General features: G+C 60.9%; 23 protein-coding genes. 11 read left to right on the top strand and 12 right to left on the bottom strand.

All coding sequences use genetic code 11. The features are described from left to right. Window positions 1-17 precede the first annotated feature (17 nt). Window positions 18-737: a 4'-phosphopantetheinyl transferase superfamily protein gene (locus HB680_RS18675; protein ID WP_213940029.1), complete on the bottom strand. Its 720-nt coding sequence runs from the start codon at window positions 735-737 to the stop codon at window positions 18-20. Window positions 738-895: 158 nt separating this feature from the next. Further along, on the bottom strand, window positions 896-1,687 hold the full coding sequence (locus HB680_RS18670; RefSeq protein WP_213940028.1) for a dienelactone hydrolase family protein: 792 nt from the start codon (window positions 1,685-1,687) through the stop codon (window positions 896-898). A gap of 147 nt (window positions 1,688-1,834) precedes the next feature. Between HB680_RS18670 and HB680_RS18665 the strand changes: the two genes are divergently transcribed. The 3 genes from HB680_RS18665 (at window position 1,835) to HB680_RS18655 (ending at window position 4,578) form a co-directional block, all read left to right on the top strand. Next, entirely contained in the window at window positions 1,835-2,437 is a 603-nt protein-coding gene (locus HB680_RS18665) for an outer membrane beta-barrel protein (protein WP_213940027.1), read from the top strand. Window positions 2,438-2,557: 120 nt separating this feature from the next. Then, window positions 2,558-3,235, top strand: a complete 678-nt coding sequence (locus tag HB680_RS18660) for a response regulator (RefSeq protein WP_054054836.1) — start codon at window positions 2,558-2,560, stop codon at window positions 3,233-3,235. Further along, a complete protein-coding gene (locus tag HB680_RS18655; RefSeq protein WP_213940026.1) occupies window positions 3,232-4,578 on the top strand; it encodes an ATP-binding protein in 1,347 nt (448 codons plus the stop codon). The genes HB680_RS18660 and HB680_RS18655 overlap by 4 nt, the downstream gene beginning before the upstream one ends. A gap of 129 nt (window positions 4,579-4,707) precedes the next feature. Here HB680_RS18655 and HB680_RS18650 read toward each other — a convergent pair whose 3' ends face one another. Next, window positions 4,708-5,706 (bottom strand): AraC family transcriptional regulator, encoded by a 999-nt coding sequence (locus tag HB680_RS18650; RefSeq protein ID WP_213940025.1) that lies wholly within the window; start codon window positions 5,704-5,706, stop codon window positions 4,708-4,710. A gap of 339 nt (window positions 5,707-6,045) precedes the next feature. Here HB680_RS18650 and HB680_RS18645 point away from each other — a divergent pair, with 339 nt between their 5' ends. After that, complete coding sequence (locus tag HB680_RS18645; protein WP_213940024.1) at window positions 6,046-7,380, top strand: dicarboxylate/amino acid:cation symporter; 1,335 nt, start codon at window positions 6,046-6,048, stop codon at window positions 7,378-7,380. A 144-nt stretch (window positions 7,381-7,524) separates the two neighbouring features. Continuing rightward, a complete protein-coding gene (locus tag HB680_RS18640; protein WP_213940023.1) occupies window positions 7,525-8,706 on the top strand; it encodes a CaiB/BaiF CoA-transferase family protein in 1,182 nt (393 codons plus the stop codon). Between the two features lie 138 nt (window positions 8,707-8,844). Here the strand turns inward: HB680_RS18640 and HB680_RS18635 are convergent, their stop codons facing one another. Further along, complete coding sequence (locus tag HB680_RS18635; protein WP_123407102.1) at window positions 8,845-9,339, bottom strand: SprT family zinc-dependent metalloprotease; 495 nt, start codon at window positions 9,337-9,339, stop codon at window positions 8,845-8,847. A gap of 141 nt (window positions 9,340-9,480) precedes the next feature. Continuing rightward, on the bottom strand, window positions 9,481-10,083 hold the full coding sequence (locus HB680_RS18630) for a Yip1 family protein (RefSeq protein WP_054613819.1): 603 nt from the start codon (window positions 10,081-10,083) through the stop codon (window positions 9,481-9,483). A 450-nt stretch (window positions 10,084-10,533) separates the two neighbouring features. Between HB680_RS18630 and ttcA the strand changes: the two genes are divergently transcribed. Further along, window positions 10,534-11,358 (top strand): tRNA 2-thiocytidine(32) synthetase TtcA, encoded by an 825-nt coding sequence (gene ttcA / locus HB680_RS18625; RefSeq protein WP_213940022.1) that lies wholly within the window; start codon window positions 10,534-10,536, stop codon window positions 11,356-11,358. A gap of 129 nt (window positions 11,359-11,487) precedes the next feature. Continuing rightward, the gene (locus HB680_RS18620) at window positions 11,488-12,162 is read left to right on the top strand and encodes a DNA-3-methyladenine glycosylase I (protein ID WP_123407098.1); all 675 of its coding nucleotides are present in this window, start codon (window positions 11,488-11,490) and stop codon (window positions 12,160-12,162) included. Between the two features lie 99 nt (window positions 12,163-12,261). On the opposite strand, the gene HB680_RS18615 is transcribed toward HB680_RS18620, so the two are convergent. Genes HB680_RS18615 through arsC form a run of 3 tightly spaced genes read right to left on the bottom strand, consistent with a single transcriptional unit; the run spans window position 12,262 to window position 13,635 of the window. After that, window positions 12,262-12,687 (bottom strand): DUF2069 domain-containing protein, encoded by a 426-nt coding sequence (locus HB680_RS18615; RefSeq protein ID WP_213940021.1) that lies wholly within the window; start codon window positions 12,685-12,687, stop codon window positions 12,262-12,264. Between the two features lies 1 nt (window position 12,688). Beyond that, window positions 12,689-13,285 (bottom strand): NAD(P)H:quinone oxidoreductase, encoded by a 597-nt coding sequence (wrbA, locus tag HB680_RS18610; protein ID WP_133840441.1) that lies wholly within the window; start codon window positions 13,283-13,285, stop codon window positions 12,689-12,691. Beyond that, window positions 13,282-13,635 (bottom strand): arsenate reductase (glutaredoxin), encoded by a 354-nt coding sequence (gene arsC / locus HB680_RS18605; RefSeq protein WP_213940020.1) that lies wholly within the window; start codon window positions 13,633-13,635, stop codon window positions 13,282-13,284. Before arsC ends, wrbA begins: the two co-directional genes overlap by 4 nt. A gap of 114 nt (window positions 13,636-13,749) precedes the next feature. On the opposite strand from arsC, the gene HB680_RS18600 reads away from it, so the two are divergent. Beyond that, window positions 13,750-14,217 carry a TlpA disulfide reductase family protein gene (locus HB680_RS18600; RefSeq protein ID WP_213940019.1) on the top strand — a complete coding sequence of 156 codons (468 nt, stop codon included), beginning with the start codon at window positions 13,750-13,752 and terminating at the stop codon, window positions 14,215-14,217. A 171-nt stretch (window positions 14,218-14,388) separates the two neighbouring features. On the opposite strand, the gene HB680_RS18595 is transcribed toward HB680_RS18600, so the two are convergent. Together HB680_RS18595 and HB680_RS18590 are read right to left on the bottom strand one after the other, a co-directional pair. Next, window positions 14,389-14,793: an META domain-containing protein gene (locus HB680_RS18595; protein ID WP_213940018.1), complete on the bottom strand. Its 405-nt coding sequence runs from the start codon at window positions 14,791-14,793 to the stop codon at window positions 14,389-14,391. Further along, window positions 14,793-15,227: a hypothetical protein gene (locus HB680_RS18590; protein WP_213940017.1), complete on the bottom strand. Its 435-nt coding sequence runs from the start codon at window positions 15,225-15,227 to the stop codon at window positions 14,793-14,795. The genes HB680_RS18595 and HB680_RS18590 overlap by 1 nt, the downstream gene beginning before the upstream one ends. A 135-nt stretch (window positions 15,228-15,362) precedes the next feature. On the opposite strand from HB680_RS18590, the gene HB680_RS18585 reads away from it, so the two are divergent. Then, window positions 15,363-15,809, top strand: coding sequence for a hypothetical protein (locus tag HB680_RS18585; RefSeq protein WP_213940016.1), 447 nt, complete (start codon window positions 15,363-15,365; stop codon window positions 15,807-15,809). Between the two features lie 5 nt (window positions 15,810-15,814). Here HB680_RS18585 and HB680_RS18580 read toward each other — a convergent pair whose 3' ends face one another. Continuing rightward, a complete protein-coding gene (locus tag HB680_RS18580) occupies window positions 15,815-16,804 on the bottom strand; it encodes a 2-hydroxyacid dehydrogenase (protein ID WP_213940015.1) in 990 nt (329 codons plus the stop codon). 194 nt (window positions 16,805-16,998) lie between these two features. After that, entirely contained in the window at window positions 16,999-19,749 is a 2,751-nt protein-coding gene (locus HB680_RS18575) for a response regulator (RefSeq protein WP_213940014.1), read from the bottom strand. 214 nt (window positions 19,750-19,963) lie between these two features. Here HB680_RS18575 and HB680_RS18570 point away from each other — a divergent pair, with 214 nt between their 5' ends. Both HB680_RS18570 and HB680_RS18565 read left to right on the top strand, forming a co-directional pair. Continuing rightward, window positions 19,964-20,686 (top strand): response regulator transcription factor, encoded by a 723-nt coding sequence (locus HB680_RS18570; protein WP_213940013.1) that lies wholly within the window; start codon window positions 19,964-19,966, stop codon window positions 20,684-20,686. After that, complete coding sequence (locus HB680_RS18565) at window positions 20,673-22,286, top strand: sensor histidine kinase (RefSeq protein WP_276572265.1); 1,614 nt, start codon at window positions 20,673-20,675, stop codon at window positions 22,284-22,286. Before HB680_RS18570 ends, HB680_RS18565 begins: the two co-directional genes overlap by 14 nt. The last annotated feature ends 231 nt before the right edge of the window (window positions 22,287-22,517 follow it).

Raw genomic sequence — 22,517 nt, 5'->3', positions numbered from 1 at the left:
TGCTACAGGGGGGAGCTTCAGGCCTTGATACTGACCAAACTCAACAACTGCCCATCCTGCACCCCAAACTGCGCCTCCAGCTCTGTTCCGTTGCGCCATTCACTGGACAAATCCGTCAGCAACCGCAGCCGCACCTGACCGTCCTCGGTCCACTCCAGCACTTCCGCGTGCTCAAAATAAAACCGCTGCTGAACGATCGGGTACAGCGCCTTGAACAGGCTTTCCTTCACCGAGAAGGTCAGGGTCACCAGCAACGCCAATTGATCGCTCGGGCCGGCCGCCATGCGCTGCAACTCCGGCGGCGTGAGGATTTCCCCGGCCAGGCGTTCGGCGCGTTCGAAGTTGAGCAGGTTTTCCAGGTCCATGCCCAGGCCGCGCCAGTGCGCCTTGTTCGCGACAATCGCCGCGGCCCGGCCGGTGCTGTGGGTGATCGAGCCGGCGATGTGCGCCGGCCACACCGGTGCGCGGTCTCCGCCGATGGCCGGGATAAAATTCAGCCCTTCCAGTTGCTGCAACGCGGCCCGGGCGCAGACCCGCCCGGCGAGAAACTCGGCCTGACGCTTGGCCACCGACCGCTGAATGCTCGCCGGCGGCGCGATGGCGCTGCGCTGGAAGTCATCGATGGCCAGTTGCGACGTGTCGAAGTGAGTGCTCAACAGCACGGTATCGGGCAGCACGAAAGGCAACGGCCAGTGGGGCTCGAGTGGGGTGCAGCAGGCGGGTAGGGCTGGATTCATGTCAGGCATTTTGCCGGGTTGTCCGGGGGCTGGGTAGTGCAAAGGTTAGATCGGTGGCGCGTCGGCTATTCGCGAGCAGGCTCGCTCCCACAGGGGGACGCGTTCCAATGTGGGAGCGAGCCTGCTCGCGAATGGCCGCCGCGCCACGGTCTACCGGTTTAACCAAAGATCTTCTTGAAGAACGCCTTCATATCCGCCCAGGAACTCTCATCCGCCGCTTTGTTGTAACCAATATCCGGCCCGCCATGATCGCCATGGCTCAACCGATCCGCATCCGGATTGCTGAACCCATGTTTGGCGTCTTTCAGGCTGACGAATTTATAGTCGGCGCCTGCCTTGTCCATTTCCGACTTGAACGCCGCCACGTTGTCCGCAGTGATCATGCTGTCCTTGGCGCCATGCTCGACGAGGATTTTCGCCTTCACGCTGCCCGGTGTCGCCGGTGTATTGGTCGCCAGCGCACCGTGGAAACTCACCACGCCTTTCAACGGCAAACCCTGGCGCGCCGCATTCAGTACCACGCCACCGCCGAAGCAATAACCAATGGCTGCGAGTTTATTCGGGTCGGTCTGCGGCTGTTGTTTCAACAGATCGAGCCCGGCCTGGAAGCGGGCGCTGGCCACTGCGCTGTCTTTCAGCGCTTCTTGCATAAACGCCATAGCGTCCTTCGGGTGCTCGGTGTTCTTGCCGCCGCCATACATGTCGATGGCCAACGCGCTGTAACCCAGCCCGGCCAAATCCCGGGCTCGACGCTTGGCGTAATCGTTGAGCCCCCAGAATTCATGCACCACCACCACGCCCGGACGCGGGCCTTTAATGGCGTCGTCATAGGCGTAATAGCCGATCATTTTCGTGCCGTCGGTGCTTTGGTAAGGGATTTCCTGGGTCTTGATCGCAGCCTGGGTCAGCCCGCTCAAGGCCAGCAAGACGAGGGCGAGGAACATGCGCATGGTCGTAGCTCCATCAAAGAAAGTCAGTCAATTGAGCCTAGTCGATTTGATTCAGCTCAGGTTCAGAGTGCGTTCAGGGGGAGTTCAGGGCCGGGTGAGTAACCTTGCCCCGTACCCAAAAAGCGATAGCGCATAAGGAAACTTCCTATGACTGGATTGAAAAAACTGCTTCTGGCTTTCACCGTTTTGAGCGCCAGCGCCGCTGCCCACGCCACCGACGAAACCTTCGCCGGCCTGACGCTCGGCCAAACCAGCGACAAGGTCAAAAAATCCCACGCCTTGAACGACAACCTCAACAACCCGAATGCCGACGGCGTGATCGGCAAAGACAGCACCTGGGGTGTGCGCCTGGGCCAGCAAAACAGCCAGGGCCGTTACTACGCCACGTACGACAACGTGTCGGGCTCGCACAATGGCATTAAACTGCGTCAGGAAAACCTGCTGGGCAGCTACGATCTGTTCTACCCGGTGGGCGGCAGCACCAAGCTATTTGGCGGTGCCACGGCCGGCATCACCAAAATGACTCAAGAGTCCCCAGGCTTCAGCCGCGACAGCGACATCGGTTACGCCCTCGGCGGCCAGGTCGGCGTGTTGCAGCAAGTTTCACAAAACACCTCGGTCGAGCTGGGTTACCGTTACCTGCGCAGCAATGCCAGCACCGAAATGAGCGAGCGCGGTGGCAGTAAACAAGGGTCGCTGGCCTTGAACAGCAGCGCCCAGACCTACCTGTCTGCCAACTACGCTTTTTAATCAGCGGTTTGTGACAGACCTGCGCCGGGTCACCCAAAACGGGTGATCCGGCGTTGCCATGTTGACCCTCGAGGCATGTGCGCATGCCTCTGGAGATGTTGTTTTGCCCGGGAGAGCGTTATGAAACTGCTGGTCGTCGAAGATGAAGCGCTGTTGCGCCATCACCTGCAAACCCGCCTGACGGATAGCGGCCACGTGGTCGAATCCGTGGCCAACGCCGAAGAGGCGCTGTACCAGACCGAGCAGTTCAACCATGACCTGGCGGTGATCGACCTCGGCCTGCCGGGCATGGGCGGGCTCGACCTGATTCGTCAGCTGCGCTCCCGGGGCAAGACCTTTCCGATCCTGATCCTCACCGCGCGCGGCAACTGGCAGGACAAGGTCGAAGGCCTGGCCGCCGGCGCCGACGACTACGTGGTCAAACCGTTCCAGTTCGAAGAGCTGGACGCCCGGCTCAATGCTTTGCTGCGCCGCTCCAGCGGTTTCACTCAGTCAACGATTGTTGCCGGGCCGCTGCTGCTCGACCTCAATCGCAAGCAGGCGTCCCTCGACGATCAGCCGCTGGCGCTGACCGCCTACGAGTACCGGATCCTCGAGTACCTGATGCGCCATCACCAGCAAGTGGTGGCCAAGGACCGCCTGATGGAACAGCTCTACCCGGACGACGACGAGCGCGATCCGAATGTGATCGAAGTGCTGGTCGGCCGTCTGCGCCGCAAACTCGAAGGCCCGGCCGGGTTCAAGCCGATCGACACCGTGCGCGGCCTCGGTTACCTGTTCAATGAGCGCTGCACTTGATTCGTTCCCTTCGCGTTCGGCTGATGCTCGCCGCCACACTGTTGGCGGTGTTGTTCATGCTGGCGTTATTGCCGGCGATGCAGGGCGCGTTCAGCCTGGCGTTGCAGGATTCCATCGAGCAGCGCCTGGCTTCGGACGTCACCACGTTGATCTCCGCCGCCCGGGTGGAAGGCAATCGCTTGCAGATGCCGGCGCAGTTGCCGGATGAGCGTTTCAACCTGACCGACAGCCGTTTGCTCGGCTACATCTACGACCGCGAAGGGCATCTGGTCTGGCGCTCAAAAGCCACCCAGGAAGAAAACATCAACTACAAGCCGCGCTACGACGGGCGCGGTAACGAATTTGCGCGGATTCGCGAAGCCAACGGCCAGGAATTCTTCGTCTACGACGTCGAGGTCAAGTTGCTGGGCGGCAAAAGTGCGGCATTCAGCATCGTCGCCCTGCAACCGGTGCGCGAGTACGAAGTCACCGTTGAAGGCTTGCGGGAAAATCTTTATCTGGGGTTCGGCGCTGCCTTGTTGGTGCTGTTGGCGTTGCTGTGGATCGGACTGACCTGGGGCTTGCAGGCGTTGCGCCGCTTGAGCCAGGAACTGGACGAGATCGAAAGCGGCACCCGGGAAAGTCTCACGGAAGAACACCCGCGAGAACTGTTGCGGCTGACCGGCTCCCTCAACCGTTTGCTGCACAGCGAACGTGAGCAGCGCAGCCGCTACCGTGATTCCCTCGACGACCTGGCCCACAGCCTGAAAACCCCGCTGACGGTGTTACAAAGCGTCAGCGAAGACATGGCCCAGCGCCCGGAGGATCGTGATCAGGCCTGGGTGCTGCAAACCCAGATCGAACGCATGAGCCAGCAGATCAGCTATCAACTGCAACGCGCCAGCCTGCGCAAAAGCGGTTTGGTGCGCCATCAGGTACGCCTGCGCCCGGTGCTGCAAAGCCTGTGCGACACCCTGGACAAGGTCTACCGCGACAAACGCGTGCGGGTGGCTTTCGACTTGCCGGAACAGTGTTACGTGCCGATCGAACAGGGCGCCTTGCTGGAAATGATGGGCAACCTGCTGGAAAACGCCTATCGCCTGTGCCTGAGCGAAGTGCGCATCAGCGTGCGTGAAACCCTGAGCGGGATTGAGCTGTGTGTGGAAGATGACGGGCCGGGCGTGCCACCGGACCAGCGCGCGCGGATTCTGCAAAGAGGTGAACGGCTGGATCGCCAGCATCCGGGGCAGGGGATTGGCTTGGCGGTGGTCAAGGACATCATCGAGAGCTACAGCGCCAAATTGACCCTGGGGGATTCGGCGTTGGGCGGGGCGGCGTTCCGGATTCATTTTCCGGCGGTTTGATCGGATTGATGGTGTTCTTTCGGGCCTCTTCGCGAGCAAGCCCGCTCCCACATTTGGACGCATTCCCCTGTGGGAGCGGGCTTGCTCGCGAAGGGGCCGGCATATCCACCACAAAGTCTGAAGGTGCCTTCAGTTTTCCTGCGCCCGATAAGCCCCCGGCGTCAATCCAGTCCACTTCTTGAACGCCCGGTGAAACGCCGAAGGCTCGGAAAACCCCAATTGCTCGGCAATCTGTTGCAACGACAGATCCGCCCGCCCGAGGTGATAAATCGCAATGTCCCGGCGCAACTGATCTTTCAATTCCTGAAAACTGCTGCCTTCTTCACGCAAATGCCGGCGCAGGGTCTGGGGGCTGATGTGCAGGTGCGCGGCCACGGCTTCCAGGTCTGGCCAGCGTGCACTGTCGCGGCTGAGCAAGCGACGCAACTGGCTGCTCAAACTGTCGCCGTCGTCCGGGCGTGACAGCAGGTCGGCAGGAGAGCGTTCGAGGAAATGCTTGAGGGTTCGCTCGTCTTGCAGCAACGGCATGCTCAGGTAACGACTGTGAAACAACAGGCTGCTCTGTGGCGTCGAGAATTCCTGCGGGCAGGGAAACATCAAATCGTATTCGGCGCCGTGCGCGGGTTTCGGGTAACTGAATGTCGCTTGTTCCAGGCGGATACGCTGGCCGATCAGCCAACTGCCGAGTCGATGCCAGATCACCAGCAGGGATTCGCTGAGAAAGTGATCCGGGTCCCACAACTGCGAATCGTCGAGGCTCAAGCGGATCATTTCGCCTTCGCGGCTCAGGCTCAGGCGCGGAGCCTCGGGGAATAGGCTATAAAACAATAAGCCGCGATGCAGTGCTTTCTCGAGGTTGCGGCAATGGATGATGGCATGGCACATCATGGCGAAACTGCCGGGTTTGCTCGATGCCTGGCCGAAGCCCAGGTATTCGTCGTCCAGCGCCAGCCACAGGCCTTGGATCAGGCGCGTGAACTGTTCCGGCGCAATGCGTGCCCGCGGCTCGTCGAGCAACTCGGGGCTGATCCCCAGTTGTAACAACAGGCCGGAATAATCATAGCCACGCCGACGCGCGCCACCGAGGGCGGCACGGGCGAAATGACTGGCGATGGTGCGTTCGCGCATAGCAGGCAGGTCCGTCCATTAAGCGGCCGATGGTAGCCGCAGGACTTGGCGGTGAACAAGGCGGATATCCGCCATATTGTAGGACGAGGTCAGGACGATCGGCGGAAATCCGCCACATTGGCGTAACCGATCAGTGACAACGAAAACCCTGCAGCCCTTGATGTCAAAAGGCTTGCAGGGAATTTGGCGAAGGTGGCACGGGCTTTGCGATACAACGGGCAGATGCCTGCCGTTGCGCAGCTCGACAAAACAAATCCCTCCAGTGCAGGAGGGTTCGCAAATGAAGTGTCTTGGGCAACAGACGGATGTTGTCATGGGGCACTCTTGAGGAACTTTGCAATGACGACTCGTCAGCCACTGTACAAATCCCTGTATTTCCAGGTGATCGTTGCCATCGCCATCGGCATTCTGGTCGGTCACTTCTACCCGCAGACCGGTGTGGCCCTCAAACCGCTGGGTGACGGCTTCATCAAACTGATCAAAATGATCATCGCCCCCATCATTTTCTGTACGGTCGTCAGCGGTATCGCGGGCATGCAGAGCATGAAGTCGGTCGGCAAGACCGGCGGTTACGCGCTGCTGTACTTCGAAATCGTTTCGACTATCGCGCTGCTGGTCGGTCTGGTGGTGGTCAACATCGTCCAGCCGGGTGCAGGCATGCACATCGACGTGACCACGCTGGATGCCTCCAAAGTCGCTCAATACGTGGCCGCCGGTGCTGATCAAAGCGTTATTGGCTTCCTGCTCAACGTGATCCCGAACACCATCTTCGGTGCGTTCGCCACTGGCGATATCCTGCAAGTGCTGATGTTCTCGGTGATCTTCGGTTTCGCCCTGCATCGCCTGGGTGCCTACGGCAAGCCGATCCTGGACTTCATTGATCGCTTCGCTCACGTGATGTTCAACATCATCAACATGATCATGAAGCTCGCGCCACTCGGTGCCCTGGGTGCCATGGCGTTCACCATCGGTGCCTACGGTGTGGGTTCGCTGGTGCAACTCGGTCAGTTGATGGCGTGCTTCTACATCACTTGCCTGCTGTTCATCCTGATCGTGCTGGGCGGTATCGCTCGCGCTCACGGCTTCAGCGTGCTGAAAGTGATTCGCTACATCCGTGAAGAACTGCTGATCGTGTTGGGTACTTCTTCTTCGGAATCGGTACTGCCACGCATGCTGATCAAAATGGAACGCCTGGGCGCGAAGAAATCCGTCGTAGGCCTGGTGATCCCGACCGGTTATTCGTTCAACCTCGACGGTACCGCGATCTACCTGACCATGGCGGCCGTGTTCATCGCTCAGGCGACCGACACCCACATGGACATCACGCACCAGATCACTCTGCTGGTAGTGTTGCTGCTGTCCTCCAAAGGCGCTGCCGGCGTGACCGGTTCGGGCTTCATCGTACTGGCCGCCACCCTGTCGGCTGTAGGCCACTTGCCGGTTGCCGGTCTGGCGCTGATCCTCGGCATCGACCGCTTCATGTCCGAAGCCCGCGCACTGACCAACCTGGTGGGTAACGCTGTTGCCACCCTGGTCGTGGCCAAGTGGGTCAAGGAACTGGACACCGACGTGATGCACGCCGAGCTGGCTTCTGGCGGTCGCGGCATCTCCGACGAGCGCGCAGAAGACGACCTGGGCGTGGCCGAAGGCCCAACCCCAAGCAACGTCAAATAAGACTGCTGTAATGAAGAAACCCGCTTCGGCGGGTTTTTTCATGCCTGCGGTTTGAGCGAAACGGTCACTTTTGCTGACCCATCAGGTGATTGCTGCAATGGCATCATCTGCCTAGTCTGGAGGCATCGTCCCCGGAGAACACCCATGCTCGGTCCACTGGCATCACTCAAGGTTCTGGATTTCTCGACACTGCTGCCGGGGCCGTTCGCCTCCTTGTTGCTGGCGGACATGGGCGCCGAAGTATTGCGCATCGAATCGCCGACCCGCATGGACCTGCTGCGGGTGCTGCCGCCCCACGATCAAGGCGTTTCCGCCAGCCACGCTTACCTCAACCGCAACAAGCGCAGCCTCGCGTTGGACCTCAAGCAGCCCGAGGCGCTGGAGGTGATCAAGCAACTGCTGCAGGACCACGACATCGTGCTGGAGCAGTTCCGCCCCGGCGTGATGGAGCGTCTGGGCCTGGGGTATGAAGCGCTGAGGGCGATCAATCCGAAGCTGATTTACGTCTCGATCACCGGCTACGGCCAGACCGGTCCCTACAAGGACCGCGCCGGCCACGATCTCAACTACCTGGCACTGGCAGGGCTGTCGAGCTACACCGGCCGCGCCGACAGCGGTCCGGTGCCCTTGGGCATGCAAGTAGCGGATATCGCCGGTGGTTCGTTGCACGGGGTGATCGGCCTGCTGGCCGCGGTGATCGCGCGGCAGCAGACGGGGCAGGGGCAGCACCTGGACGTGAGCATGACCGACTGCGCTTTCAGCTTGAACGCCATGGCCGGCGCCGGGTATCTGGCCTGCGGCGTGGAGCCCGGGCGCGAAGAGCAGATGCTCAATGGCGGCAGCTTCTACGACTATTACCGTTCGCGGGATGGCCGCTGGTTATCGGTGGGCAGCCTGGAACCGGCCTTTATGCAGCACCTGTGTTCGGCGCTGGGGCGCCCGGAACTGGCGGCACAGGGCTTGTCGTCCAAACCCGAACAGCAGCGGGCGCTAAAGAACGAGTTGAAGATGGAATTCGAGAAGCATGACTTTGCCGAGTTGTGTGAGTTGTTTGCCGGGGTCGATGCGTGTGTCGAGCCGGTATTGAGCCTGGGCGAAGCGGTGCGGCACCCGCAGTTGCAGGCGCGGGGGCTGGTGACCGAGGTGCCTCGGGGCGATGGTTCGACTCAGCAGCAGATGGCGTGTCCGTTGAAGTTTTCCGAGGGGTTGCCGGCACCGCGGTTTATCGGGGCGGCGGTGGGGGCGCATACGGATCAGGTGTTGGGGGAGTTGGGGTTTAGTGCGCAGCGGATTGAGGAATTGCGGCGTGCCAGGGTGGTTGTGTAGCGCTATCAAGGACGCCTTCGCGAGCAAGCCCGCTCCCACATTGGATCTCCAGTGGACTCATTATTTGTGAACACCTCAGATACCCTGTGGGAGCGGGCTTGCTCGCGAAGAGGACGGCCCAGACAGCACAAATCTGACTTATTCGACCCGCATTTCCCCACTAAACACCAACGTGCTCCGGCATCGGCGGCACAAATACCGCCGCCCCTGCCTGACCAAACTATGCCGCTGTGCCGAGAACGGGAAATCGCTGTCGGCGCACGGGCATTTGTAGATGTAGCGGGTCACGCTGCGGCGTTTCACGTCATAGGTGTGGCAACGGTTGGGCGGCAGTTCGTACACGCCGCGCATGATCAGTTGCCATTCCTCACCGTGGGGCTGGATGCGGTCGCCGAACAGTTGATGGGCGATCAGGTGCGCGACTTCATGGGCCACGGTCTGCTTGAGGAAGTCTTCGGTGTTCTCGCGGTACAGCTGCGGGTTGAAGCGCAGCAGGTTCTCGTGCAGATGCGCGACACCGGCTTTTTGCCCGCGCAGCTTGAGGCTCACCACGGGGCGCTTGAAAGGTCGTTTGAAAAAGGATTCGGCTTGTTGGAAACAGTCTTCGACGCGGGTATTGAGTTGCTCGGGCATGCTTGATGGATCTCCAGAGACGTCGAGTATGCCGCAACCCCCGGGACTTGCGAATCCGTGAGGCGCCGAATGGTCGTGCCCCGCTCATTAGAAGGCCGCCTTGCGGCGGCCTGTATTGGCAGATCTTGTTCTATGAAAAGACTAGTTCGTATAGACCGGCCCCACGCCGAGTCCCCAGACAATCACGGTAAACGCCATGATCGCCACCAGCACCACCAGCCCGACGGCGAGCACCGAGCTTGAAAACAGGAATCCCTCGTCCGATGGAATGTTCATGAAGGTCGGTAGCCCCACGTACAGCAGGTACACCGTGTAACAGATCGCGGCGGTGCCGACGATCATCCCCAGCCACATGTGCGGATACAGCGCCGCCAACCCGCCCACGAACAGCGGTGTCGCGGTGTAGGTGGCAAACGCGACGCAACGGGCCAGGCTCGGGTTGGCGTCATAGGTACGGGCCATCCAGTGGATGAAGGCGCCCATCACGGCCACGCCGCCGAGCATCGCCACGTACGACATGATCGTCATCCATAGCGCGCTTTCTGTGGTCAGCATCACCGGCGCCCGACTGCCAATGACCCAGCCGACCTGGGTGGTGCCGATAAATGCGGACACAGCCGGGATGGCCGCCAGAATCAGCGTGTGGGTGAGGTACATGTGGCTGATGCTTTCCTCCTGGTCGCCACGGATTTCTTTCCATTCCTGGTCGGGGTGGGTGAAGAGCCCCACTACGTGATGGATCATGCCAGTCACTCCTCTTGTTTTTACCATCGCCCCCCAGCGGAGCGCCTACGGGCCAAAGTGGCCAAGTAAGTAAAGGTCTGGATATGTGTGCGACCTTATGTCGCAGTATAGAAAGGTCTTAACCGTGCAGGTTGCAGGGCGTTAGAGCAAATCGCGCTGTAAACGCGGCTGGTAATCGCCGCAGGGTCTGTTCATTTGCAAGCCAAGGGACCCGTAGCAGCTGGCGAAGCCTGCGTTCGGCGACGAAATCGTCGTAAAACCAGCCACCTCGGTGCATCAGACGAATCGCGTATACCGGATTAGCGACGACTTCGTCGCCGAACGCAGGCTTCGCCAGCTGCTACAAAGAGCGCGTCGGTTCACAGAGAGGCGGCAATCGGCAGGCACTTCGCCCATGATGTATTTTTGCGTAAAATGCCGGCCTTTCGTCACACCTCACGGATTCGCGTCATGGGCACTCTCACGGTCAACCAGAACAAACTGCAAAAGCGCCTTCGCCGCCAGGCCGGTGAGGCTGTTGCCGATTTCAACATGATTGAAGACGGCGACAAGGTCATGGTCTGCCTGTCCGGTGGCAAGGACAGCTACACCCTGCTCGACGTGCTGATGCACTTTCAGAAGGTCGCCCCGATCCGGTTCGACATCGTGGCCGTGAACATGGACCAGAAGCAGCCGGGCTTTCCCGAACACGTACTGCCGGCCTATCTCAAGGCACTGGGTGTCGAGTATCACATCGTCGAGAAAGACACCTATTCGGTGGTCAAGGAACTGATCCCGGAAGGCAAGACCACCTGCTCGCTGTGTTCGCGCCTGCGTCGCGGCACGCTGTACACCTTTGCCGACGAAATCGGCGCGACCAAAATGGCCCTCGGTCACCACCGCGACGACATTGTCGAGACGTTCTTCCTCAACATGTTCTTCAACGGTTTGCTCAAGGCCATGCCGCCAAAACTGCGCGCCGACGACGGGCGCAACGTGGTGATCCGCCCGTTGGCCTACTGCAACGAAAAAGACATTCAGGCCTACTCGGACTTCAAGCAATTCCCGATTATCCCGTGCAACCTCTGCGGCTCCCAGGAAAACCTGCAACGCCAGGTGGTCAAGGACATGCTGCAAGAATGGGAACGCAAGACCCCGGGCCGCGTCGACAGTATTTTCCGCAGTCTGCAAAATGTGCAGCCGTCGCAATTGGCGGATCGCAATCTGTTCGACTTTACCGGTTTGAAAATTGACGAAACCGCGGCCTCGCGCTTCGTCAACGTGGTCAACCTCTGAACAACCCCATGTGGGAGCGGGCTTGCTCGCGAAAGCGGTGTGTCAGGCAATATTGTTTCGACTGACACATCGCCTTCGCGAGCAAGCCCGCTCCCACAGGGTTTTTTGTTTCAATCCTCAGGAGAGGGCATGCGCGATTACAAGTGGCTACACGAGTACTGTCTGAACCGCTTCGGTTCGGCGGCTGAACTGGAAGCCCATCTGCCGGTGCCCAAGACCCCGGCGCAATTGCGCAAGATCAGCGACGACCGCTACCTCTCGACCATGGCGCTGCGGGTGTTCCGTGCCGGCCTCAAGCACAGCCTGGTGGACGCCAAATGGCCGGCCTTCGAAGAAGTATTCTTCAAGTTCGACCCGGAAAAAGTCGTGCTGATGAGCGCCGAACACCTTGAACGCCTGATGCAGGACGCGCGGATCATCCGCCACCTGGGCAAGCTCAAAAGCGTGCCACGCAATGCGCAGTTCATTCTGGATGTGGCCCATGAAAAGGGCAGCTTTGGCGAGTTGATTGCCGAGTGGCCGGTGACCGACATCGTCGGCTTGTGGACTTTTCTGAAAAAACGCGGCCATCAACTGGGCGGACTATCGGCGCCACGTTTCCTGCGCATGGTCGGCAAGGATACGTTCGTGCCGAGTTACGACGTGGTGGCGGGGTTGAATGCGCAGAAGATCGTCGACAAGGTGCCGACCAGCCAGCGGGACCTGGCGTTGGTGCAGGATGTGTTCAACCAGTGGCATGAACAGAGTGGCGGGCGGGCGATGAGCCAGATTTCGATGATGCTGGCTTACACCGTCAATCATTGAGACCGAGTCGCGCCCTTCGCGAGCAAGCCCGCTCCCACATTGGATTTGCCGTGTTCACAAATCCCCTGTGGGAGCGGGCTTGCTCGCGAAGGCGGCCTATCAGGCGACGGAAATCTCGCCCTCGCCAGCCAACTTGCGATTCAACTGAAACCGCCACCGCACATACGACAGCGCCGAGCAAAACACCGCCAGACTCGCCCCCATCTCCAGCAACCCAAACAGCTGCCGGTTCGGGTCGTAAGCCGCCAATGCGCCCTTGATGAAATACAAATTCACCACAAAGCACATCCACGAATGCCCGCGTGCGCTGCCGACAATCATCCCCGGCGCCAGCAACAACAGTGGCACCAGTTCAATCAGCAAAATCACCCACGGCCGCGCGCCATGCAGGTCGGCGACCAGCAGGTAGTAAGCGCACAGCAGCCCCACCAGGCCGAAAAAGCACAACAGGCTGACCACCCGCATCGCCCGGACGCGCGGTTCGAGCCATTCGATGGAGGGCAGAATCTTCGGCTTCTTCGCCATGTCAGCCCTCCAGCTTTTGCGCAGTCTTGCCCAGGCGCAGGCCCAAGGCCCGGCACAGCGCGACTTCATGCTCATTCAACCCCTGTTTGCCGTCCGCCCCGGCGTGATGACTGGCGCCGTAAGGCGTGCCGCCGCCACGGGTTTCCAGCAACGCCGATTCGCTGTAGGGCAGGCCGGTGATCAGCATGCCGTGGTGCAGCAATGGCAACATCATCGACAGCAGGGTGGTTTCCTGGCCGCCGTGCAGGCTCGCGGTGGAGGTGAAGACGCCGGCCGGTTTGCCGACGAGGGCGCCGGTCAGCCACAGGTTGCTGGTGCCGTCGAGGAAGTACTTGAGCGGCGCCGCCATGTTGCCGAAGCGGGTCGGGCTGCCGAGGGCCAGGCCCGCGCAGTTCTTCAGGTCGTCGAGGCTGGCGTACAGCGCGCCTTCGTCCGGAATATCCGGTGACACTGCTTCACACTCGGTGGAAATCGGCGGCACCGTGCGCAGGCGTGCTTCCATCCCTGACTGTTCGACCCCCCGGGCAATCTGCCGGGCCATTTCATTGGTCGAGCCGCTGCGGCTGTAATACAGAACCAGAATGTACGGCGCGCTCACGGCAACAGCTCCAGCACATTCTCCGGCGGACGGCCGATGATGGCTTTGTCGCCGGTTTCCAGAATCGGCCGCTCCATGAGTTTCGGATGCGCCGCGATGGCCGCGATCAATTGCGCTTCGGTCAGGCTGGCGTCGGCCAGGTTGAGGGTTTTGTATTCGTCCTCACCGGTGCGCAGCAATTGCCGGGCGTTGATCCCGAGCTTTTTCAGCAGGCCCTGGAGTTGCGCGGCGTTCAGCGGGGTTTCGAGGTAGCGGACCACGGTCGGGGTCAGGCCACGGGCTTCGAGCAGTTCGAGCGCACCGCGGGATTTCGAGCAGCGCGGGTTGTGATAAAGCGTCAGATCGGTCATGTGCGGGTCGCATCTTGCGTAAGGTGACGGCTATTCTAACTGTGCAGCGCGCAATCCAGAACCTCGGGAGGCGATGGGTCGCAGGCGCATTCAATTTTGAACAAGGATCACGACATGACAAGGCGATTGGCAGCGGCATTGGCGATCATCGGGGCGCTGATGCTGGGGGGCTGCGGCAACGACTATGGCATCGATCAGGATGGCCACAAAGTGGCAGCCGGGCGTCTCGACAAACAATGGTTCGTGCTTAATTACTGGGCCGAATGGTGCGGGCCATGCCGGACTGAGATCCCGCAGTTGAATGCGCTGGCCGAGGAGCTCAAGGCCAAAAAGATCGGCGTGTTCGGGGTCAATTTCGACAACGTGCAGGGCGAAGAGCTGAAAAGCGCCAGCGACAAACTGGGTATCAAGTTCACCGTGCTGGCCCAGGATCCGGCCGAGCTCTTCGATTTGCCACGCAGCGAAGCATTGCCGGTGACCTACATCATCGATAACAAGGGCAAGGTGCGGGAACAGTTGATGGGTGAGCAGACAGCGGCGGGGGTGATGGCGAAGCTGGAAGAGTTGAAAGCCACGAATTGAGCAGGTACACGATCTGTAGCAGCTGGTGAAGCCTGCGTTCGGCTGCGAAGCAGTCGTGAAGTCAGCGCATGCGGTCTTACAGAAAGACCGCATGCTCAGGGTTTACGACTGCTCCGCAGCCGAACGCAGCCTCGTACCTCGGCAGCTGCTACAAGGGCTGTGGCGCGTCAATCAACCCTCTTCAAGCCACCAACGCAACGGCTTGCCTTCGACCGGCCAGAAACGCATCTGGTCGATCGGCGAGATGTCCCAGCGCTGCACGTTTTCCAAGGCTTGCAGGAAACGCTTTTCCTGCTCCATCAACGCCGGCGCACAGAGTTTGCGGGTGCTGCCGATTTTGCCGAAGCTCAGTTTGTCGCCGTCCAGGGTGTACGGCGCGAACCAGTGGTTGCAGCCGCCATTGCCGTAGGCCCGACCGTCGTCACCGAGGGTGATGGTCAAGTGGCTGTAATCCATCAGCGGACGTTCGCCGATCCATTCCAGAATGTAGCTGCGGTTCTGTTGCAGTTGTATCGGTTCGGCGGCGCAGCCCATCAGACTGGCGCCCACCATGGCCGCCAGAGCAAGGTGTTTCATCACGCAGGCTCCTGGCATTTCGGGCACAGGTGTTTCTCGCCAGCGGTGGTCCAGCCCAACTCGGCAATTCGCGCAGTGGCGGCAGGCTTTTCGGCCTTGTTGCCGAGCTTGGCGTCGACCGCGAACTCGAAGCTCAGTTCTTTGGCGCAGCTGTCGCAATTGACCTTCCACGTGTGGATCGCCAGTTCGCCGAACACCGGACCACTGGCCACCGCGACCCATTGGCCGGGCGGGTTGATCAGGTGGCGAACGGTTTCGACGGTCAGGCGCATGGACAAGTCCTTGCTGCCTTTAAGGGTGACCACCAGGACGTCATTATTGCGAATCGAGCCGCCATTGCCGGTGACTTGATAACGCCCCGGCACCAGGGCGCGGCATTCGGTCAGGGTGTGCTGCGGGTTCATCAGGGTGTAGCGGAAATCGTGTTCGACCATGGGTCCTCCAAATATGCGCGGTATGCTAGCACGGGCATCAACGCAGCATGGCGCGGGCATGTGACCTTCGATCAGGTTCAAATCATCCACTCACTCATGGCACACTGCCGCTTTTTGCACCCCTAAGGAATGGAAATGGCCTTGACCGAATGTTTTGAATGCAAACAGAGCATCAGCTCTGAAACCAATTCGTGCATTCACTGCGGAGCGTCGGTCACGACAGGGCGAGCGGTTCCCTCCCGGGCTGCGCCTATCTCCTTCGGCCACCGGCCACGGGATAAGCAGGTACCCGAAGTTTCGACACTCGAACCGGCACCCGAAGTCGAGCCAACCCTCGGGATTCCACCGGCGCCTGTATCCCGGCACCGACGCCGTGGGGCACCGGCCAATGAGCCGGCGACCAACGCGTGGGCAGACACGGCGCGCCCAGTGGAAGGTTGGCTGAAGATCATGGCATTTTTACTGCCAGCGTTTTTCGTCTGGTTTCTGTTGCGTCCCGGACACTCCCTGCAACAGCGTTTGATCGGCTTCGGCTGGCTGGGGCTGTTGATCCTGGCTTCTTCGATCGCCCCCAAGCCCTGACCCGATCAGCCTTCGACCCGATTCTGCGGCGTACCGGCCGCCCAGGCAGCGATGTTCTGCAGGGTGGTCGCGGCAATCGCGCCCAGGGCTTCGCGGGTCAGGAAAGCCTGGTGCGCGGTGATGATCACGTTGGGGAACGTCAGCAATCGCGCCAGCACGTCGTCCTGTAGCGGCAGGTCCGAGCGATCCTCGAAAAACAGCTGCGCCTCCTCCTCATACACATCCAGCCCCAAATAACCCAATTGCCCGTCCTTCAACGCATCGATCAGCGCCGGGGTATCCACCAGGCCGCCACGACCGGTGTTGATCAGCATCGCCCCCGGTTGCATGTGGGCCAGTGACTGACGGTTGATCAGGTGTTTGCTCTGCTCATTGAGCGGGCAGTGCAGGCTGATGATCTGCGACTCGGCCAGCAGCTGCGGCAAGCTCAGGTAGCGCGCACTGAGGGCTTCGACCTGGGGATTCGGGAATGGATCGTAGGCCAGCAACTGGCAGCCAAAACCATTCATGATTTTTGCGAAGGTCGCGCCGATCTGCCCGGTGCCGACCACGCCGACAGTCTTGCCCACCAGATCGAAACCGGTCAGCCCATGCAGGCTGAAATCCCCTTCGCGGGTGCGGTTATAGGCCCGGTGCAGACGCCGATTGAGCGCCAGGATCAGCGCCACCGCGTGTTCGGCGACGGCGTGGGGCGAGTAGGCCGGTACCCGCACGATGGCCAGGTTCAGGCGTTTCGCCGCGACCAGATCGACATGGTTATAGCCGGCCGAGCGCAGGGCGATCAGACGCGTGCCGCCGGCGGCCAAGTGTTCGAGCACCGGCGCGCTGAGGTCATCATTGATGAAGGCGCACACCACTTCGTGATGCTCGGCCAGTGCCACGGTGTCGAGGCTCAGGCGCGCCGACTGGAATTGCAACTCGATGCCGGCGGGCACGTCAGCCGCGAGAAAGCTCTCGCGGTCGTAGGTTTGGCTGCTGAAAAGAATTGTGCGCATGGTGTCCTCCTTGAGAGCCTTTGTAGCAGCTGGCGAAGCCTGCGTTCGGCGACGAAGTCGTCGCTAATCCGGCGTACGCGGTTTGCCTGAGAAACCGAGGTGGCTGATTTTACGACGGCTGCGCCGCCGGACGCAGGCTTCGCCAACTGCTACACATATCGTAGCGCTCGGGGCGAAGGGGGGATTGCCCTGGATCACGCGCTGATGCGCGCCTGAGTGGCCAGGCGATTGATCGAGCGTTCCAGTTCTTCGAGGGCCGCCGCGGCTTTCGGGTCTTGTTGCTTAAGCAGGGTTTCACTGCGCTGGCAGGCGGCGCGCAGTTGCGGTACGCCGCAATACCGCGTGGCGCCGTGCAGGCGATGGACCCGCTCGATCAGGGCATTCTGATCGTTGGCTTCCCGGGCGACGCGAATCGCCTCGCGATCGGCCTCCAGCGAGGCCAACAGCATCGCCAACATGTCCGCCGCCAGATCGGCCTTGCCAGCGGCCAGACGCAAACCTTCTTCGTGATCGAGCACCAGCAAGTCGCTGCCCACAGGGTTGTCGCTGGAACGCTCCGGCACCTGATTGCGCAGGGCCAGGCCGGTCCATTTCAACACCACCTGCGCCAGTTGCCGTTCGCTGATGGGTTTGGTCAGGTAATCGTCCATGCCGCTTTGCAGCAGCGCGCGTTTTTCGTTGGCCATAGCGTGCGCGGTGAGGGCCACGATCGGCAGCGGCGTGCAATGCCGCTCGCTTTCCCACTGGCGAATCGCTTCGGTACTTTGGCGTCCGTCCATGCCGGGCATTTGCACGTCCATCAGCACCAGGTCGAAGGTTTCGTTCTGCACTGCTTTGACCGCCGCGTAACCGCTCTCCACGGCGAGCACTTTGGCGCCCATGTCTTCGAGCAGGGTTTGCACCAGCAGCAGATTGGCGGGGTTGTCGTCGACACACAGCACTTTTGGCGCGCGGCTCGACACCGGTTCGCCGGGTTCGCTGCGCTGCTGGCGCGGGTTGACCAGATCGGACAAGGCCCGACGCAATTTGCGCGTGCACGCCGGTTTGGCTTGCAACTGACTGTGAGGGTTGGGCACCGAGAGGTGGAACAGCGTCTGCTCGGTGGTCGGGCACAGCACCAGGACTTTGCAACCCAAATGCTCCAGGTCCCAAATATGTTGGTTGAGGCGTTCCGGCGGCATGTCGTTGCTGGTGATGCCGAGCACCGCCAGATCAATCGCCTGCTCGGTCTGATGCGCACCGGTAACGCCATTGGTCAGGCTTTCCAATGTGTTGAACGGCGTGACTTCCAGGCCGCAATCTTCCAGTTGATGCTGCAACGCCTGACGGGCCAGTTCGTGATTCTCCAGCACTGCCACCCGACGCCCGAGCAACGGTGGGCCGGGCAGGTCCTCGGCATCGTCGCGGGTTTTCGGCAGGCTCAGGCTGATCCAGAATTCCGAGCCTTCGCCCGGTGTGCTGTCGACGCCGATCTCGCCGCCCATCTGCTCGATCAAACGTTTGGAAATCACCAGCCCCAGACCGGTACCGCCGGGTTGGCGCGACAACGAGTTATCGGCCTGGCTGAACGCCTGGAACAACGCGCGCACGTCCTGGTTCGACAGACCGATGCCGGTGTCCTGAATGCTGATGCGCAATTGCACGCTGTCTTCGTGTTCTTCTTCGAGCATGGCCCGGGCAACGATAGTGCCTTCGCGGGTGAACTTGATTGCGTTGCTGACCAGGTTGGTGAGGATCTGCTTGAGTCGCAGCGGATCACCGACCAGCGACAACGGCGTGTCGCGATACACCAGGCTCACCAGTTCCAGTTGTTTGGCGTGGGCAGCGGGGGCGAGGATGGTCAGGGTGTCCTGCAGCAAGTCGCGCAGGTTGAACGGAATGTTGTCGAGCACCAGTTTGCCGGCCTCGATTTTCGAGAAGTCGAGGATCTCGTTGATGATCCCCAATAGGCTGTCGGCGGACTTTTCGATGGTGCCGAGGTAGTCGAGCTGGCGCGGGGTCAACTCGCTTTTTTGCAGCAGGTGGGTGAAGCCGAGAATACCGTTGAGCGGCGTGCGGATTTCATGGCTCATGTTGGCGAGGAATTCGGATTTGATTCGGCTCGCCTCCAGGGCTTCCTTGCGCGCCAGGTCCAGTTCGATGTTCTGGATCTCGATGGTTTCCAGGTTCTGGCGCACGTCTTCGGTAGCCTGATCGACGCTGTGTTGCAGTTCTTCCTGGGCATTTTGCAGGGTGCCGGCCATGCGGTTGATGCCGGACGCCAGTTCATCCAGTTCCTGACTGCCGAGGGGGGGCAGACGGGTTTCCAGGTGACCGTCCTTGAGTTGCGCCACCGCCAGTTTGATCTGGCTGATCGGCCGGTTGATCGTGCGGCCCATGCGCAACGCCAGCAGCGCCGCACCAGCCAGGCCGGCGCCGATCAGCAGCAGACTGGCAAACAGGCTGCGGTAACCGCGCAGCAGCATGCCGTTGTGGGACAGTTCGAGTTCGACCCAGCCGAGCAGGCGGTCGGTTTCCTCGGGAATTACGTCGCCGGCCAGGTTGCGATGCTTGCCGAACACCGGCAGCAAGTAGCGGGTCGCGTCATTGCCGCTGCGCCGCAGCATCTGCGAGCTGTTGCCGATCGGCGCCGCGTTGAGCATGGTCGGGCCGGCGTGGGCCAAAGGCGTGCGATCGGGGGCGAGGAAAGTCACGGCGCGCACGTCGGTCTGTTCCAGCGACTGGGTAGCGATGCGCTCCAGCAGATCGGTGTTCTTGTGGCCCATGGCCGGGGCCACCAGCGGTGCAAGCTGTTCGGCGATCATCTCGCCACGCTGCATGAGTTGGGCTTGCAGGTCCGATTGCTGCATCCAGGTGAAATAGCCGCCCAGCACTAACGCCATCAGGCTGGTGGGCAGCAAGGTCAGCAACAGCACGCGGCCTTTAATTCCCAGTTTCTTGAGCACGCATCTCTCCTGCATCCCGCTGTTTATTGGACCCGCACGTGCATCCGGCACGCACCACTTGCGCAGTGTAGCGATTTGCTTGCGGGCAATCTTCGTAAATTGATGTCGTCATTCGTCGGCTGGATCGCTGCTTTTGCCGGCAGGGCAAACCTTGGGTTGCCCCTGGCGAGGCAATCTTGAATAATCGACAACTGAGAATTATTTGCAGATAGTCATGACTCCCATCACTGCTGGCCATCCTCGTATCCTGTCTATAGAAGACGACCTCGTGCTCGGTGCTTATGTTCACGAGCACCTGGGGCGCTGCGGCTTTCAGGTGACCTGGTGCCAGAACGGCCAGGAAGGCCTGGCCATCGCCCGCGGGCAATCGTTCGATGTGGTGCTGATGGACATTCTGCTGCCGGGCATGGACGGATTGAACGTGCTGACCCAATTGCGCCAGAGCCATGCCACCCCGGTGGTGCTGATGTCGGCCCTGGGTGCCGAAGCGGATCGCATCAGCGGCTTTCGCCTCGGTGCCGACGATTACCTGCCCAAGCCGTTCAGCATGGCCGAATTGCGCGTGCGCATCGAAGCGATCCTGCGGCGGGTAGCCCTTGATCGTCTTCCAGAGCCTTTCGCGGCGGTCAGTCCGGTGCACAGCTTGTTGTTCGATGAGGAGCAGTGCGAAGTTTTCTATCGCGAGCAAGCCGCCGGCCTGACCCGCAGCGAGTACCGCCTGCTGGAAACCCTCAATCGCAATCACGACGAAGTGCTGAGCAAGGCCTTCCTTTATCAGCAGGTGTTGCAGCGCGGCTACGCGGCCCATGATCGCAGCCTGGACATGCACATCAGTCAGATCCGTCGCAAACTCAAGGCCATCGGCTACACCGAGCGGGAAGTGCGCACGGTGTGGGGCAAGGGTTATGTGTTGAGTGCCGTCGATGAAATGGTCTGACCTGCCGGGCCGGCACTCGCTGTTCTGGAAACTGGCGTGTTTGTTGGTGGCGTTCTGTCTGCTGATGATCTGGCTGAGCTGGTCCTGGGGTCGTCACATGGAACAGAAGAACCTGTTCCTGTCCGACGAAGCCCGGGGCACCCTGACGCGCTACGCCGCCGAGGCGGAACAGGCGTGGAACGAGGGCAAGCATGCCGGCGTCGATGCCTGGTTGCAGCGCGTCGGTCAGCGCGAGACGACGTGGGTCGGGGTGATTGGCGGCGACTTGCAGTCCCTGAGCAGCTATCCGCTGGTGGACAAGGAAATCCAGCGCCTGACCTTTCTGCGCGGCCTCGATTGGCCCACCAGTCGCCATACCCAAGGCTTGCCGTGGCTGCGCGTGCCGTTTCCCAAGGACCCGGGCGTCGGCAGCCTGGTGATCGAATTGCCGAAACGGTTTATGCCCGGGCAATATCGGGTGTTCTGGCGCGTGATCACCAACGGCGTGATTCCCGGATTGTTCACTTTGCTGCTGTGCGTCGGGTTGTACCGCTTGCTGGTGGTGCCGCTGAACAGCCTGCGCGAACAGGCCAACGCCTGGCGCGCCGATCAGTTGAACGTGCGTCTGTCGAGCTACACCACCAATCGCTCGGATGAGCTGGGCGAACTCGGTCGCGCCTTCGACCACATGGCCGAGCGCCTGCAAAGCACCGTGGCCCTGCAACAACAACTGCTGCGCGACCTGTCCCACGAACTGCGCACACCGTTGAGCCGTTTGCGGGTGGCCAGCGAAAGCGAGCAGGACCTGGTGCATTTGCGCGAGCGCATCGGTCGTGAAGTCGATGGCATGCAACGCCTGGTGGAAGACACCCTGCAACTGGCCTGGCTCGACACCGAGCGCACGCGATTGCCCGACGAATCGATCCAGATTCAGGCGCTGTGGGACATGCTCACAGAAAACGCGTGCTATGAAAGTGGCTGGCCGGCGAGCCGACTGCACTGCGCGGTGGATTCGTCGTGCTGGGTGCGCGGTCATCTGAATACCTTGGCCCAGGCGGTGGAAAACATCGTGCGCAACGGGATTCGGCATTCGCCTGAGGGTGGTGTCGTGAGCCTCGGCGGACGGCGTGATGGCGATTACTGGCATCTATGGATCGAGGACCAGGGGGGCGGGGTAGCTGAAGCCGATCTCGAACGGATCTTCTCGCCGTTCATTCGCCTCGACGGCTCGCGGCCGGGGGATGGTGGGTTTGGCTTGGGATTGAGCATTGCCAGGAATGCGGTGCAGCGTCAGGGTGGGACGCTTTGGGCTGAGAACACCGAGCGCGGGTTGCGGCTGAATATGCGGTTGGTGGCGGATGTTAGCGGCGCCAGTGACGACGCCTTCGCGAGCAAGCCCGCACACAGTGGACCTGAGTCGCCCACAAATTATTTGATCACCACCAACCCCTGTGGGAGCGGGCTTGCTCGCGAAGAGGCCCTCCCGGTCACCACCCTCTACATCGCTAAAAAGATAGTCGCACCAGTGGTGCGACAATTATCCTGGTTGATAACCCAATCCCTGTGGGAGCGGGCTTGCTCGCGAAAGGGCCTTCCGAGTCGCCACCCTCATTGCAGATGAAATAGTCTCACCGCTGGTGAGACATTTACCTCGGTCACTCATCTCCAGCCAACATTGGAATTGTGTAAGCCACAAAAATCGTGCGAACAAACTCACCCCCTGTGGGAGCGAGCTTGCTCGCGATGAGGCCCTCCCATCCGCTGAACAAGTGTCAGCACTGCCGACACAATTGCTCTGAACCTATGTGCTGTTCGAGCGCCGCTTCCAATCGCATCAATAAGCTACTTATTC

Origin of the sequence: Pseudomonas sp. dw_612, assembly GCF_018449725.1 — a bacterium.
In the GTDB taxonomy this organism is placed as follows: Bacteria; Pseudomonadota; Gammaproteobacteria; order Pseudomonadales; family Pseudomonadaceae; genus Aquipseudomonas.
Note: the sequence above shows the minus strand (reverse complement) of the source record. Positions and strands in the feature narration are given on the sequence as shown.